This window comes from Xanthomonas sp. CFBP 8445, from assembly GCF_025666235.1.
Lineage (GTDB): Bacteria > Pseudomonadota > Gammaproteobacteria > Xanthomonadales > Xanthomonadaceae > Xanthomonas_A > Xanthomonas_A indica.
The window spans coordinates 1,320,689-1,333,512 of sequence record NZ_CP102594.1; the positions used below are offsets into that span (position 1 = coordinate 1,320,689).

The 12,824-nt window shown below is 65.5% G+C and carries 10 protein-coding genes; 6 read left to right on the plus strand and 4 right to left on the minus strand.

Annotated features, from left to right (window positions below):
* Positions 1-210 precede the first annotated feature (210 nt).
* Positions 211-2,235, plus strand: coding sequence for a phosphocholine-specific phospholipase C (locus tag NUG21_RS05680; RefSeq protein WP_263392512.1), 2,025 nt, complete (start codon positions 211-213; stop codon positions 2,233-2,235).
* A 252-nt stretch (positions 2,236-2,487) separates the two neighbouring features.
* Here NUG21_RS05680 and NUG21_RS05685 read toward each other — a convergent pair whose 3' ends face one another.
* On the minus strand, positions 2,488-4,797 hold the full coding sequence (locus NUG21_RS05685) for a TonB-dependent receptor family protein (protein ID WP_263392513.1): 2,310 nt from the start codon (positions 4,795-4,797) through the stop codon (positions 2,488-2,490).
* Between the two features lie 285 nt (positions 4,798-5,082).
* Here NUG21_RS05685 and rimK point away from each other — a divergent pair, with 285 nt between their 5' ends.
* The 3 genes from rimK to NUG21_RS05700 all read left to right on the plus strand — a co-directional run bounded on the left by rimK (position 5,083) and on the right by NUG21_RS05700 (position 8,620).
* Positions 5,083-5,976 carry a 30S ribosomal protein S6--L-glutamate ligase gene (gene rimK / locus NUG21_RS05690; RefSeq protein ID WP_263392514.1) on the plus strand — a complete coding sequence of 298 codons (894 nt, stop codon included), beginning with the start codon at positions 5,083-5,085 and terminating at the stop codon, positions 5,974-5,976.
* Positions 5,977-6,615: 639 nt separating this feature from the next.
* Entirely contained in the window at positions 6,616-7,293 is a 678-nt protein-coding gene (locus NUG21_RS05695) for a response regulator transcription factor (protein ID WP_010340533.1), read from the plus strand.
* A complete protein-coding gene (locus NUG21_RS05700) occupies positions 7,286-8,620 on the plus strand; it encodes a sensor histidine kinase (protein WP_160947577.1) in 1,335 nt (444 codons plus the stop codon). Before NUG21_RS05695 ends, NUG21_RS05700 begins: the two co-directional genes overlap by 8 nt.
* 109 nt (positions 8,621-8,729) lie before the next feature.
* Here NUG21_RS05700 and coaE read toward each other — a convergent pair whose 3' ends face one another.
* From coaE to NUG21_RS05715, 3 genes are read right to left on the minus strand one after another with little or no spacing between them, the layout of a single operon-like run.
* Positions 8,730-9,359 (minus strand): dephospho-CoA kinase, encoded by a 630-nt coding sequence (gene coaE / locus NUG21_RS05705; protein WP_019797203.1) that lies wholly within the window; start codon positions 9,357-9,359, stop codon positions 8,730-8,732.
* A gap of 13 nt (positions 9,360-9,372) precedes the next feature.
* The gene (locus tag NUG21_RS05710; RefSeq protein WP_010342233.1) at positions 9,373-10,236 is read right to left on the minus strand and encodes a prepilin peptidase; all 864 of its coding nucleotides are present in this window, start codon (positions 10,234-10,236) and stop codon (positions 9,373-9,375) included.
* 6 nt (positions 10,237-10,242) lie between these two features.
* The gene (locus tag NUG21_RS05715; protein WP_263393035.1) at positions 10,243-11,502 is read right to left on the minus strand and encodes a type II secretion system F family protein; all 1,260 of its coding nucleotides are present in this window, start codon (positions 11,500-11,502) and stop codon (positions 10,243-10,245) included.
* Between the two features lie 364 nt (positions 11,503-11,866).
* Between NUG21_RS05715 and NUG21_RS05720 the strand changes: the two genes are divergently transcribed.
* Both NUG21_RS05720 and NUG21_RS05725 read left to right on the plus strand, forming a co-directional pair.
* Positions 11,867-12,286: a pilin gene (locus NUG21_RS05720; protein WP_019799634.1), complete on the plus strand. Its 420-nt coding sequence runs from the start codon at positions 11,867-11,869 to the stop codon at positions 12,284-12,286.
* Positions 12,287-12,319: 33 nt separating this feature from the next.
* On the plus strand, positions 12,320-12,793 hold the full coding sequence (locus tag NUG21_RS05725; protein ID WP_160947579.1) for a pilin: 474 nt from the start codon (positions 12,320-12,322) through the stop codon (positions 12,791-12,793).
* Positions 12,794-12,824 lie beyond the last annotated feature (31 nt).

Here is a 12,824-nt window from a genome sequence, read left to right on the forward strand (position 1 = left end):
GTCCTCGATGCGCGGTGTCTGGTCGCTGGCGCGTCGCGACCGTCGGCTGTTCGACAGCCGCTGGCCGACTGTCAAACCCGCTTCATCGACCAGCGCTAGGCTGGCCGACGCCTGAGCGTTTGCTCGTTGCCGGTCCTGCTTCCCGTGGTCGAACACAGCCGTCGTCGTTTCCTCGCCCGCGCGTCCCTGGCCCTGGGGGCCGGCGCGGCCATGCCGCTGTTGCCCGGCGTCATCCGCAGTGCGCTGGCGGTGCCGCCGGCGCGGATCACCGGTACGGTGCAGGACGTGCAGCACGTGGTGATCCTGATGCAGGAGAACCGGTCCTTCGATCATTACTTCGGCTGCCTGCGCGGCGTGCGCGGCTATGGCGATCCGCGGCCGTTGCGGCTGCCCAGCGGCAAGCCGGTGTGGTACCAGCCCGAGCGCAAGGGCTGCGATCGCTATGTGCTGCCGTTCCGGCTCAACAGCCAGACCAGCAGCGCACAGTGGATGAAGGATCTCAACCACGACTGGAAGGGCTCGCACGAAACCTGGAAACACCACGACGCCTGGATCGCGCAGAAGAGCGCCATGAGCATGGGTCACTTCCAGCGCGAGGATCTGCCGTTCTACTACGCGCTGGCCGACGCCTTCACCATTTGCGACGGCTACCACGCCTCGCTGTTTGGCCCGACCAATCCCAACCGTATGTACATGTTCACCGGCACCAGCGGGCTGAGCGTCGGCAACGACGGCGAGCAGGCGGTGAACAACCGCGACGACGGCAACTGGACCGCGGACATGGCGCGCGACAATCCGCGCTTTCCCGGCTACACCTGGAGCACCTACTCCGAGCGCCTGCAGGCGGCCGGCGTCAGCTGGCAGGTCTATCAGGAGTTCGACAACTACGGCGACAACAGCCATCCGTACTTCGCCAACTTTCGCAAGCTGGACCGCGCCTCGCCGCTGTACCGCCGCGGCCGCGCCATCGTGCCCGGCTCCACCGCCGACAACGCCAAGGCCTCGCGCGGCGAACATCTGGCGGCGGCGTTCGCGCGCGACGTGCGCGCCGGCACGCTGCCGCAGGTGTCGTGGATCGTGGCACCGTACCTGCTCAGCGAGCATCCCGAGGCGACGCCGGCCTATGGCGAATCCTTGAGCGCGCGCCTGCTGGAGGTGCTGGCCGCCTCGCCGGAGGTCTGGTCGAAGACGGTGTTCCTGATCAACTACGACGAGAACGACGGCTTCTTCGACCACGTGCCGCCGGCGCTGCCGGCGATCCGGCCAGAGCTGGGCGCCAGCAACGTGGACCTGCACGGCGAGGACTATCACGGCGTGCCGGTCGGCCTGGGGCCGCGGGTGCCAATGCTGGTGGTGTCGCCGTGGAGCCGCGGTGGTTGGGTGAACTCGCAGGTGTTCGACCACACCTCCGTACTGCGCTTCCTCGAACGCCGTTTCGGCGTGATGGAGCCGAACATCAATCCCTGGCGCCGCGCCGTCGCCGGCGATCTGACCTCCACGCTGGATTTCGTCGGCCACGATCCGGCGCCGGTGGCGTTGCCGGACACCCGCGACTACATCGCCCGCATCGACGCCACCGCGACGCTGCCGCCGCCGCAGCGTCCTGCGCAACAGGCGCTGCCGGTACAGGAGCCTGGCCAGCGCCCGGCGCGCGCGTTGCCCTACGACTTCGACGTGCGGCTGCAGGTGCAGCCGCAGGCGCGGGTCCTGCGCATGCGCAACCGCGGCGCGGCCGGCGTGGCGCTCAATGTCTATGCCGACGATGGCGTGGCCGGGCCCTGGTTCTACACGCTCGCCGCCGGCAGCGAGCTGCAGGATGCGCGCGCGTGGCGCGGCGATGCCGCCGATGCCGGCTACGCGTTGCGCGTGCACGGGCCCAACGGTTTCTTGCGCGAGTTCCATGGCGACGGGATCGGCGATGCCGGTCTGCAGGCCGAAGCCGACTACGATGCCGCCGCGCAATGCCTGCTGCTGTCGCTGGTCAATGCCGGCACGCAGCCGTGCGCGCTGCGCGTGCGCGACGGGTATCGCGGCGATGGCGACGCGCAGGCGCTCACGCTGGCCGCCGGCGAACGCACCGTGCTGCGCCTGCCGCTGCAGGCGCAGCACCACTGGTACGACCTGACCATCGACAGTGCCACCCTGCCGCAATGGCGCCGCCGCCTGGCCGGACACATCGAAACCGGCCGCCCCAGCATGAGTGATCCGGCTATCGGCCGCACGGTCGACGCGTAGCGGTCGCCGCCTTCCAGCGCGGGGCTTGGTTGTTGCTGGCGGTATCGGGTCGCGGCTGAAGCCGCTCCTACGGGCCATCCGGCTATCGTAGGAGCGGCTTCAGCCGCGACCGCTTCGCGCGCGTGACACACCAGCCTATTCTTCGCGGCTGATCTACAGCACTCCGCACGTTTGCATGACCCCAAGAACAAACGCCGCCGCTGCAGGTGCAGCGGCGGCGCAGGGTGCCTTCACTGGCGGTGTCGCCTCGGCTCAGAACTTGCCGCTGAAGGTGACGAAGAACTGGCGCGGCGCGCCGGCCATCAGCGTCTGGTTGTAGCCGTTGGGGTCGGAGACGACGTAGCCGTTGGTGCCGACGGTGGCGAAGTAGCGCTTGTCGAACAGGTTGGTGACGTTCGCGCTCAGGCCCAGGTTCTGGAACATGCCGACTTGGCCGAAGTCGTAGCCGGCGCTGAGGTCGAAGCGCCAGTAGCTGGGCACCGACGAGTCGTTGAGATAGCTGATGTAGCGGCGGCCGGTGTACTTGCCGTCCAGCGATGCGTGCCAGCCGGCGTTTTCGTAGGCCAGGCTGCTGGAGAACATCCACTCGGGGATGCCGACCACGCGCTTGCCGGAGGTCGCCACCACGCCGCCGTTGAGGTAGTCGTCCTGGTAGGTCGAATCGTCGTAGGACAGCGAGTTCAGCCAGCGCAGCTGTTCGATCGGGCGCCAGATCACCGCCAGGTCGGCGCCCTGGCTGCGCACCGAGCCGACGTTGTTGAGCGTGGCCGAGCAGGTCTGGATCGCGCTGCACGGTGAGGTCACCAGCAGACGGTCGTCGAAAGTGGTGTGGTACAGCGCCAGCGACGCTTCCACGCCGGCACCGCGCACGCGGTAGCCCAGTTCGTAGGTCTGCGCGGTCTCCGGCTCCAGCGAGCCCTTGATCGCGTTGAACGCGGCCTGCGATTCCTGGAACGGGGTGAAGCCGAAGCCGGCCATGTTCTTGTTGTAGGAGGCGTAGACCTCCTGGTGCTCGTCGATCTTGAAGTTGGCGCCCACCTGCGGCAGCAGGTCGGAGTCGGCCTTGATCTCGCCGGCGGCGTTGGACGCGGACGGCACCTGCGACTGCGCGGTGGTGTCGACGATCAGCTTCTTGGCGCCGAAGTTCAGGGTCAGGCGCTCGTCCATCAGGCGCAGCGTGTCCTGCGCGTAGACCATGGTGGTGTCGGTGTCGTAGTGCTGGGCGAAACCGCGCGCGAACAGGGTGCCGTTCTTGTTGAAGTAGTACAGATCGGTGAACGGGCCGTCGAGCAGGAAGTAGTTGCGCTCCTGCACGGTCTTGGCGTTCTGGTACCAGCCGCCGATCTCGATCTCGTTGCCGGCCACGGTGAAGTTCAGCGCGCCGGTGACGCCATGGCGGTTCAGGCGGTAGTCGGTGGTGCGCATCGACAGCGGCACGCTGGCCGAGGACGCGGCGTACGGCGTGGTCCACTGGCCTTCGCCGTTGTTGTCGTGGTAGTAGCCGGTCAGGTTCAGCGTGGCGCTGCCGCCGAGGTTGAACGCGCCGCTGAGCGCGGCCAGGTTGTCGCGGCGCAGGCCGGCGCCGGAGTAGTAGGACGCATCGGCCTTGCCGTAGTCGGCGGGCAGGCCGTTGAGGCTGGCCGGGTAGCTGCCCTTGCCGTTGAGCGCATTGGCGATCTGCACCGCGCTGTTCCAGTCCGGCATCAGGTAGTCCCAGTCCCAGCCGAGGACCCGCTGCGAGGTCAGCGACAGGTCCATGATGTCGTATTCCTTGCGGTGCGAGCTGTCCAGGTACAGGCTGACCCGGTTGCCGTCGCCCCACTGGTACAGCGCCTTGGCATTGGCCTGGTTGTACTCGTTGTTGCCGTAGCCCTTCCACTTGTCCATTTCGCCGTGCACCAGCGAGGTGTACAGCGAGAAGCCGTGGATGTCGCCGGTGTCACCGCGCAGGTAGGTGCGGCGGGTGCTGTCGGAACCGAGGGTCTGGCTGAAGCGGATGCCGGCGTCGGCATCCGGATCGGCGGAGTAGTAGCGCACGGTGCCGCCGAGGTTGCTGCTCGACGGCGTGCCCAGGCCGCCGGCGCCCTGCGCCAGTTCCACCGAGGCCACGTTCTCGGAAATGATCGCGCGGGTCACCTGCAGGCCGTCGCTGACGCTGTAGCTCATGTTGCCCAGCGGCACGCCGTCCAGGGTGAAGCCGAGCCGGCTCTGGTCGAAGCCGTGCAGGCTGATCGCGGTGGACCATTCGTAGGCGCCGAACGGGTCGGCCGACTGGAACTGCACGCCCGGCAGCTTGTCCAGCACCTTCAGCGCGCTGGTGCCGGGAGCGGCGATTCCGATGTCCTCACGGGTGATGCGCTGCACCTGGCGGGTGGTGCCGCTGGACACGACGGTGATCGCGTCGAGCATGGTGGCATCGTTGCCGCTCGCGCTGGCCGCCGCATCGGCGGTTGCGGTGGCGGCGGCCGGCGCGGTCTCGGCCAGCGCGGCGAAGGCCGGCAGGGCGGACGCGACGGCAAGCACCAGCGCGTGCGGGCGCAAGGATCTTGAAGTGGGGGTCATCGAAAGTCACCAATCATGAGGGGGAGACGTGCCGGACCTGCCGCGCGGGGCGCGGGCAGCCGGTATACCGGGCCGAACGCGGCCCGCCCGCCACGATGCAACGGTTTTGTGAACGTTTCGGGGCGGTCCGATGTCGGCTGTGGGACAGCGCGCGGACCGTGGGTGATGGCGATCACCGCGCATCCCCGCCTTGCCGCGCCGGCGGCGGCTGCGACGACGCGCGGCATCGCAGTGCCGGTGACGCGACGTATGATGCCGGGCCTGCCACCGCCGCGCCCGCCTTCGATGAAGCTCGCCATCCTGTCCCGCAACACCAAGCTGTACTCGACCCGGCGCCTGGTCGAGGCCGGCCGCGAACGCGGGCACACGGTGCGGGTGCTGGACCCGTTGCGCTGCTACATGCGCATCGCCGCCGGCGCCTTCACCATGCATTACAAGGGCAAGCCGATCACCGGCTACGATGCGGTGATTCCGCGCATCGGCAACTCGGTCACCCGCTACGGCACGGCGGTGCTGCGGCAACTGGAGATGATGGGCGTCTGTACGCCCAATCCCTCCGACGCCATCCTGCGCGCCCGCGACAAGCTGCGTGCGCACCAGTTGCTGGCGGCCAAGGGCATCGACATGCCGATGACCGTTTTCGGCGACAACCCGGACGACACCGGCGACCTGCTGTCCATGCTCGGCCCGCCACCGCATGTGGTGAAGTTGAACGAAGGAACCCAGGGCACCGGGGTGATCCTGACCGAGAAGGCCAGCGCCTCGCGCGGCGTGGTCGAGGCGCTGCGCGGGCTGTATGCCAACTTCCTGGTGCAGGAGTTCATCGGCGAGGCCGAGGGCGCCGACCTGCGTTGCTTCGTGGTCGGCAACCAGGTGGTGGCGGCGATGCGCCGCACCGCGCCGGAGGGCGACTTCCGCTCCAACCTGCACCTGGGCGGCACCGCCGAGCGCACCACGGCCAGCCGCGGCGAACAGGAAGTGGCGGTCCGCTCGGCCAAGGCGCTGGGCCTGGGCGTGGCCGGCGTCGACCTGATTCGCTCCAGGCGGGGCCCGCTGGTGCTGGAGGTCAACTCCACGCCGGGTCTGGAAGGCATCGAGACGGTCTGCGGACTGGATATCGCCGGCAAGGTCATCGAACACCTCGAAGCTTGCCTGAAGCGAAAGAAATCAGTGGGTTAGCGGAATCTGTGGTCACGGGTTCTGGCTTAACACCGGTTTAATTCCGCACTGCGTAAGCTTCTTCGGACCGCAGCTCTGCCCTCCTCAGCAGGAACGGTAATCGGGATAGAAAACTTTCGGCCCAGGCAGTGTCGCTGCCTGGGTCTTTTTGTTGGGAACGTGGCGGAGCGGGCTATGTCGGGCGTGTGCTTGCGGCAATGTTTCGGCGAAAGCTACATTGCCAGGCACTACATGCGGCAGGGAGCGATGCTGGGACGTGCGTGAAAGCAGGGAGCCAAGGTGAGGCGCCCATGAACGTGAAGAAAGTGTTCGCGCAGCAACTCAGTACAATCCGCCAGCGATCGAGACGGTACAAACGTTCCCAGAGAGTAGGCGATCGTGTCTGGGCGCAAGCTTGCGACCGCTGGGCGTGATGTTCGCGCCCCTGCAGAGCGCTCTGCGCCGATGTAAGAACTAATCGGGGTGAGGCGCTGTCTGACGCAGCGAACCGCCAGGTGGGCCGCGAGGCGAGGCGTCGCTGAGCATTCACCAAAATGCATTGCAGGACCGTGGCGGCATATCGTCATGGACAACGAGGAGGCGCGGTATCGATATGGCGCCCTCCACTGGCAAGTAGTACGACTGACGGGGTAAATGTTGGTGCGAATTCTAGTGATCGAAGACAACAGCGACATCGCTGCCAATCTGGGCGACTACCTCGAGGATCGCGGCCATACCGTCGATTTCGCCGCCGATGGTGTCACTGGTCTGCACCTGGCGGTGGTGCACGAGTTCGACGCGATCGTGCTCGACCTCAACCTGCCGGGCATGGACGGCATCGAGGTTTGCCGCAAGCTGCGCAACGAGGCGCGCAAGCAGACCCCGGTGTTGATGCTTACCGCGCGCGACTCGCTGGACAACAAGCTGGCCGGATTCGATTCCGGCGCCGACGACTATCTGATCAAGCCGTTCGCGCTGCAGGAAGTGGAAGTGCGGCTCAACGCGCTGTCGCGTCGCGGCAAGGGCGTGCACACCCGGGTGCTGGAGACCGGCGACCTGGAATACAACCTGGATACGCTGGAAGTGCGCCGCCAGGGCAAGCTGCTGCAGCTCAATCCCACCGCGCTGAAGATCCTGCAGGCGCTGATGGAGGCCGCTCCGGCGGTGGTGACCCGGCAGGAACTGGAGACTCGCGTGTGGGGCGAGGAATTGCCCGACTCCGATTCGCTGCGCGTGCATATCCACGGCCTGCGCGCGGTGGTGGACAAGCCGTTCGACGTGCCGATGATCCAGACCCGCCACGGCATCGGCTACCGAATCGCCGCGCCCGATGCCTGAAGCGCCGGCGTTGCCGCGGGTCGTGCGGCGGCGCGGGCGCTACCGCCGCCGTCTCCGCAGCCGCATCATCCTCTCGTTCGTGCTGTTGGGCTTCGGCCTGACCGCGCTGTTCGCGTTCGCCACCAACTGGGCGCGCGCGCGCGTGGAGAACCAGCTGGTCGAGGACGTGATGAACCGCAACCTGGAAGCGTCCTGGCGCAGCTACGTGGCCAGCGGTGGGCGCAACCTGGCGATCCCGGTCCAGCAGATGAAGGGCTTCGTCTACCGCCCCGACAAGCTGGATGGCCTGCGTCGCGATTTCCCGGAATGGGAGCGTCTGAGCGACGGCATCCACATGATGTCGGGCACCGACGCCGATGGCAAAGCGTTCGCCTACAAGGTCGGCGTCCGCAAGACCCCGGACGCGTGGTTCTTCATGGCCTACGACCTGACCCAGACCATGCAGGGCGAGGTGCAGCTCAAGCGCACCCTGATCCTGTCGGTGCTGGTGTTCAGCGCGTTGTCGCTGGTGATCGGCTGGTGGTCGGCGTCGCGGGTGATGCGGCCGGTGTCGGACCTGGCCGCGCGCCTGCGCGCCTATCGCGGCAGCAGCGATCCCAAGCCGTTGGCGCCGCACTTTCCCGACGACGAGGTCGGCCAGCTGGCCGAGGCGCTGGACGACTACTCGGCGCGCCTCACCGAAGTGGTGCAGCGCGACCGCGAGTTCAACGCCGACGTCAGCCATGAATTGCGTACGCCGCTGGCGGTGATCCGCGGCGCGACCGAGCTGCTGCTGACCCGACCCAATCTCGACGAGAAGGTGCTGCAGCGCCTGCAGCGCATCCAGCGTGCCGAACAGCAGTGCAGCGACCTGATCGGGTCGCTGCTGCTGCTGTCGCGCAACGAGCGCGGGCAGGGCCACAGCAACGTCGCCAAGGTCGCCGAGCAATTGATCGAATCGCATCGTGCGCAATTGGGTGGCAAGCCGCTGCAACTGCTGCTGGAAGGCGAGCGCAACCTGACCATCGATGCGCCGGAAGCGGCGCTGTCGGTGGCGCTGGGCAATCTGATCGGCAATGCGGTCAAGTACACCCAGGAAGGGCAGGTGGTGGTGCGGGTGCTGAGCGACGCGGTGCAGGTGATCGACTCGGGCCCGGGCCTGAGCGAGGAGGACGCGGCCAAGCTGTTCCAGCGCGGCTACCGCGGCACCCATGCCGGCCATTCGCAGGGCGGCGGCATCGGCCTGTCGATCGTCAGCCGGCTCTGCGACCTCTACGGCTGGCAGGTCAACGTCCGTCCGGGCGCGACCAAGGGCGTGGTGGCGACGCTGTGGTTCAAGCCGGCGTGAGGCTGGCGACGACGCTTCGTCCATTTCGTAGGAGCGGCTTCAGCCGCGACCGGGCGTTCCCGGTAAAGATTGAACGCAGCTGATCCCAAAAGGGAACAAGGGCGACTATCTACAAAGAAGCTGACGCCTTGGCCGCAGCCAGCGCACGGTACTGCCTGTCCAGCTTCTCCACCGCTTCCTGCAGTTCCGTCGCAGCGCCGTCGTTGACCACCACGTCGTCGGCAATGGCCAGGCGCGCGGCGCGGGTCGCTTGCGCCGCCAGCATGCGCTGCGCCAGGTCGGCGGTGATGCCGTCGCGCTGCATCAGGCGCGCATGCTGCAGCGCCTCGGGGGCGTCGATCACCAGGATCCGGTCGAGCCAGGGATAGGCGGCGCGTGCGCCGACTTCGGTCAGTAGGGGAATGGCCGCGATCGCATACGGTCCTGCGGCCTCGCGGCACTGTTCCTGCAATAACCGGCGGATGGCGGGATGGGTGATCGCTTCCAGGTCGCGGCGCGCCGTCGTGTCCTCGAAGATGCGCTGGCGCAAGGCGGCGCGGTCGAGTTGCCCATCGTCCTGCAGGATCTGCGGCCCGAAGCGCGCCACGATCTGCGCCAGCGCCGGATGGCCCGGCGCGACGACTGCGCGGGCGGCGAGGTCGGCATCGGCGACGACGACACCCTTGGCCTCGAAGCGGCGGCTCAGTTCGCTCTTGCCGGAGGCCACGCCTCCGGTCAGGCCGACGACGAAATCAGTCAAGCCGCAGGCTCCGTCAGCGCAGTCCCGACCAGCGCATGTAGGTCTCCACGATCTCCGTGCCCCAGAAGAAGGTGATCCAGCCGGCGATCGCCAGGTAGGGGCCGAACGGGATCGGCGTGGCGCGGTCGCGGCCCTTGGCCGCCAGCCACAGCGACCCTAGGATCGCACCGACCAGCGACGAGATCAGGATGGTCGGCAGGATGCCCTTCAGGCCGCACCAGGCGCCGATCGCGGCCAGCAGCTTGAAATCGCCATGGCCCATGCCTTCCTTGCCGGTGATCTGCTTGAACAGCCACCACACCGACCACAGCGAGAAGTAGCCGACCGCGGCGCCGAGCAGAGCGGGTTTGGCCGGCATGTACAGGTTGTCCATGCTGCCGATCAGGCCGAGCCACATCAGTGGCAGGGTCAACTGGTCGGGCAGCAGGCGGGTGCGCAAGTCGATGCCGGACAGCGCCACCAGGAAACAACTGAACACGATCGCGCCGAAACCCTGCCAGCCGAAGCCGAAGCGCCACACGCTGGCGACCACCAGCAGGCTGGTGAGCAGTTCCACCAGCGGGTATTGCGGCGAAATCGGCGCATGGCAGTAGCGGCACTTGCCGCGCAGCGCCAGCCAGCTGAACAGCGGGATGTTCTCGAACCAGGCCAGCTTGTGCTTGCAGTGCGGGCAGTGCGACGGCTCCACCACGATGCCGGGCGGCGGCGGATCGTAGATGTCCGGCAGCTCCAGGATCTCGCGCGAATCGCGCTTCCACTGCCACTCCATGCGCTTGGGCATGCGCAGGATCACCACATTGAGGAAGCTGCCCACCAGCAAGCCGAGTCCGGCCGCGGCCGGGAAGCCGAGGCCGGGGTGTTGATCGAGAAATGCCATTAATGCTTATCCAACGACGGAGGCCAGCTTGAAGATCGGCAGGTACATGCCAATGACCATGCCGCCGACGATGGTGCCGATGAACACCATGATCAAGGGCTCGATCAGGCTGCTCAAGGCATCGACCGCATTGTTGACTTCCAGTTCGAAGTACTCGGCCACCTTGAACAGCATCGCATCCAGCGCACCGGCTTCTTCACCGATCGCGGTCATCTGGATGACCATGTGGGGAAACAGGTTGGTCTGCTTCATCGCCATGTTGACTGGGTAGCCGACCGATACGTCGTCGCGCATACGCAGCACGGCAGTCTCATAGACGCTATTGCCGGTAGCGCCCGCGACGATGTCCAGCGCTTCCACCAGCGGTACGCCGGCGCGGAAGGTCACCGCCAAGGTGCGCGAGAAACGCGCGACCGAGCTGTTGTGCATGATCTGGCCGATGATCGGCACCTTGAGCACCAGTCGGTCCATCCCATGCTGCATCGCGGGCGAACGTTTGTAGGCGAAGATGAAGCCGCCGATGGTGCCGATCAACAAGAGCAACAGCATCCACCAGTAAGCCACCATGAAGCGAGATGCAGCAACGATCATCTGGGTGAAGGCCGGTAGCTCCGCACCGAAGCCCTTGAACACGTCCTCAAACTGCGGAACGACCCAGACCAGTAGGATCGAAGTAACGATCAGGGCAACCGCCATCACCATGGCGGGGTAAAACAAGGCCTTCTTGATCTTGCCTTTCAGTGCCTCGATGTTCTCTTTGTAGGTGGCAACCGTCTCCAGCACGGTCTCGAGCACGCCGGCGCCTTCGCCGGCCTTGACCAAGTTGCGATACAACTCATCGAACTGCACCGGATGTTTGCTGATCGCTTCATACAGGGATGAACCGCCTTCGATATCGGTGCGGATCTGGTCGACCATCTTCTTCATTCGCGGGTTCTTGTGCCCGCTGGCGATGATTTCCAGCGAACCCACGATCGGGACGCCTGACTTCATCATCGTCGCCATTTGGCGACTGAAGAAGGCGATGTCCTTCGGGGTGATCTTTTTGCCCGCCGCGCCGAACAGCGGCTTGGGTTTGGGTTTGACCACCGACGGGGTGATGCCCTGGCGGCGCAGTTCTGCGCGCAACAGATTGGCGTTCTTGGCGATCTGCTCGCCCTTCATCTTGATGCCGCGCTTGTCGGTGCCCTCCCAGACGAAGGGCAGCTGTTGGCTGGTATTGCGCGCGACCGGCTCTTTCTTGACTGCGCTGCGAGTTGCGGACATCAGGTCGTCTCCCCCGTCCGGCCATCCCCGGGCGGACATGCCAAGCATGGTATCGGTTTCCTGGGCGTCTGACACCCGTGGGGTCGCGTCGGCAAGGTCCCTTGTCCATTGATGTGACCTCTTGCGTCACTTTTCGCCGAAATTTGGCAGATGGCCCATTCTGTCGCAAATTGCTGATTTATCTGCCTCTTGCCCTGCCTGCTAGGGCATGATGGGCCCACGAGGCATGGGGCCGGGCGATGTGAGAAGTTGGCACGCCGTCTGCTTCTATCACCTCGCACGTGGCGCTTCGCCGCGGCGCTCGGGGAGTATGATCCGCGGGCGAGTGCCTACCACCACCTCATTCCATCTCTAGGGGTTCACAATGAAGAAGCAACAGGGCTTTACCCTGATCGAACTGATGATCGTGGTTGCGATCATCGCCATCCTGGCCGCTATCGCGATCCCGATGTACCAGGACTATGTCGTCAAGTCCCAGGCGACCTCGGCTCTGGCTGAAATCACGCCTGGGAAGGTGGGTTTTGAGACCGCGATTAACCAGGGCAAGACTCCCAGCACCACTGCGACGGATGATGGCTACATCGGCATTCCGGCTACCACCACCTATTGCAACGTTACGCTGGGTGCCACTGCTACTGGCAATATCACGTGTACCGCGAAGGGCGGAAATGCCGGTAAGTTCAACACCAAGACGATCATCTGGACGCGCGACGCAAACGGTGCATGGACTTGCACCAGCACCCTGGACGCCAAGTATCGTCCGGGCAGTTGCGCTGCGGGCTGAGTTGTAGCTCCGTTGTTCACAGGAAGCCCCCGAATGGGGGCTTCTTTGTTTCTAGAGTTGTCAGGTGAGGCTTACATATTTTGGTGCGCAAATGAAGGGGGGCATGTGCGCGGATTTGCTTTGATTGAATTGATGGTGGCTGTTGCCATAGTGGCTATCCTTGCTGCTATAGGGTTCCCTGTCTACCAGGGATATGTCGCGAGAAGCCAAACGACGGCTGCCTTGGCGATATTACGGCCGGGAAAGACCATGATCGAAACTGCCATCGCGGAGCAGCGGGATGCTTCTCTCCTCGATGCCGATTACATCGGGGTCAAAGCTGCTGCTTCTTGCTCCGCAGTGAGCGTTGATGTGACTAGTAATTATGTGGTTCAGCTCGGTTGCCGTGTTTCAGGTAATTCAAAGGTAGAAGGAAAGATCCTGTACTTGAAGCGCAATGTGGAAGGTGTTTGGACGTGTGACGCGAGCGCCTTTGAGGTACCTTACAGGCCAGGAGGCTGCGGTTGAGATGCATGCCCGCTCTTTCATCGTAAGCTGA

What these genes read in the sequence shown, in the direction of transcription:
- NUG21_RS05680 (WP_263392512.1), top strand. Translation starts at nt 211, where the DNA reads ATGCCGCTGTTGCCCGGCGTCATCCGCAGTGCGCTGGCGGTGCCGCCG.
- NUG21_RS05725 (WP_160947579.1), top strand. Translation starts at nt 12,320, where the DNA reads ATGGGGGCTTCTTTGTTTCTAGAGTTGTCAGGTGAGGCTTACATATTT.
- NUG21_RS05700 (WP_160947577.1), top strand. Translation starts at nt 7,286, where the DNA reads ATGCCTGAAGCGCCGGCGTTGCCGCGGGTCGTGCGGCGGCGCGGGCGC.
- NUG21_RS05720 (WP_019799634.1), top strand. Translation starts at nt 11,867, where the DNA reads ATGAAGAAGCAACAGGGCTTTACCCTGATCGAACTGATGATCGTGGTT.
- rimK (WP_263392514.1), top strand. Translation starts at nt 5,083, where the DNA reads ATGAAGCTCGCCATCCTGTCCCGCAACACCAAGCTGTACTCGACCCGG.
- NUG21_RS05715 (WP_263393035.1), bottom strand. Translation starts at nt 11,502, where the DNA reads ATGTCCGCAACTCGCAGCGCAGTCAAGAAAGAGCCGGTCGCGCGCAAT.
- NUG21_RS05685 (WP_263392513.1), bottom strand. Translation starts at nt 4,797, where the DNA reads ATGACCCCCACTTCAAGATCCTTGCGCCCGCACGCGCTGGTGCTTGCC.
- NUG21_RS05710 (WP_010342233.1), bottom strand. Translation starts at nt 10,236, where the DNA reads ATGGCATTTCTCGATCAACACCCCGGCCTCGGCTTCCCGGCCGCGGCC.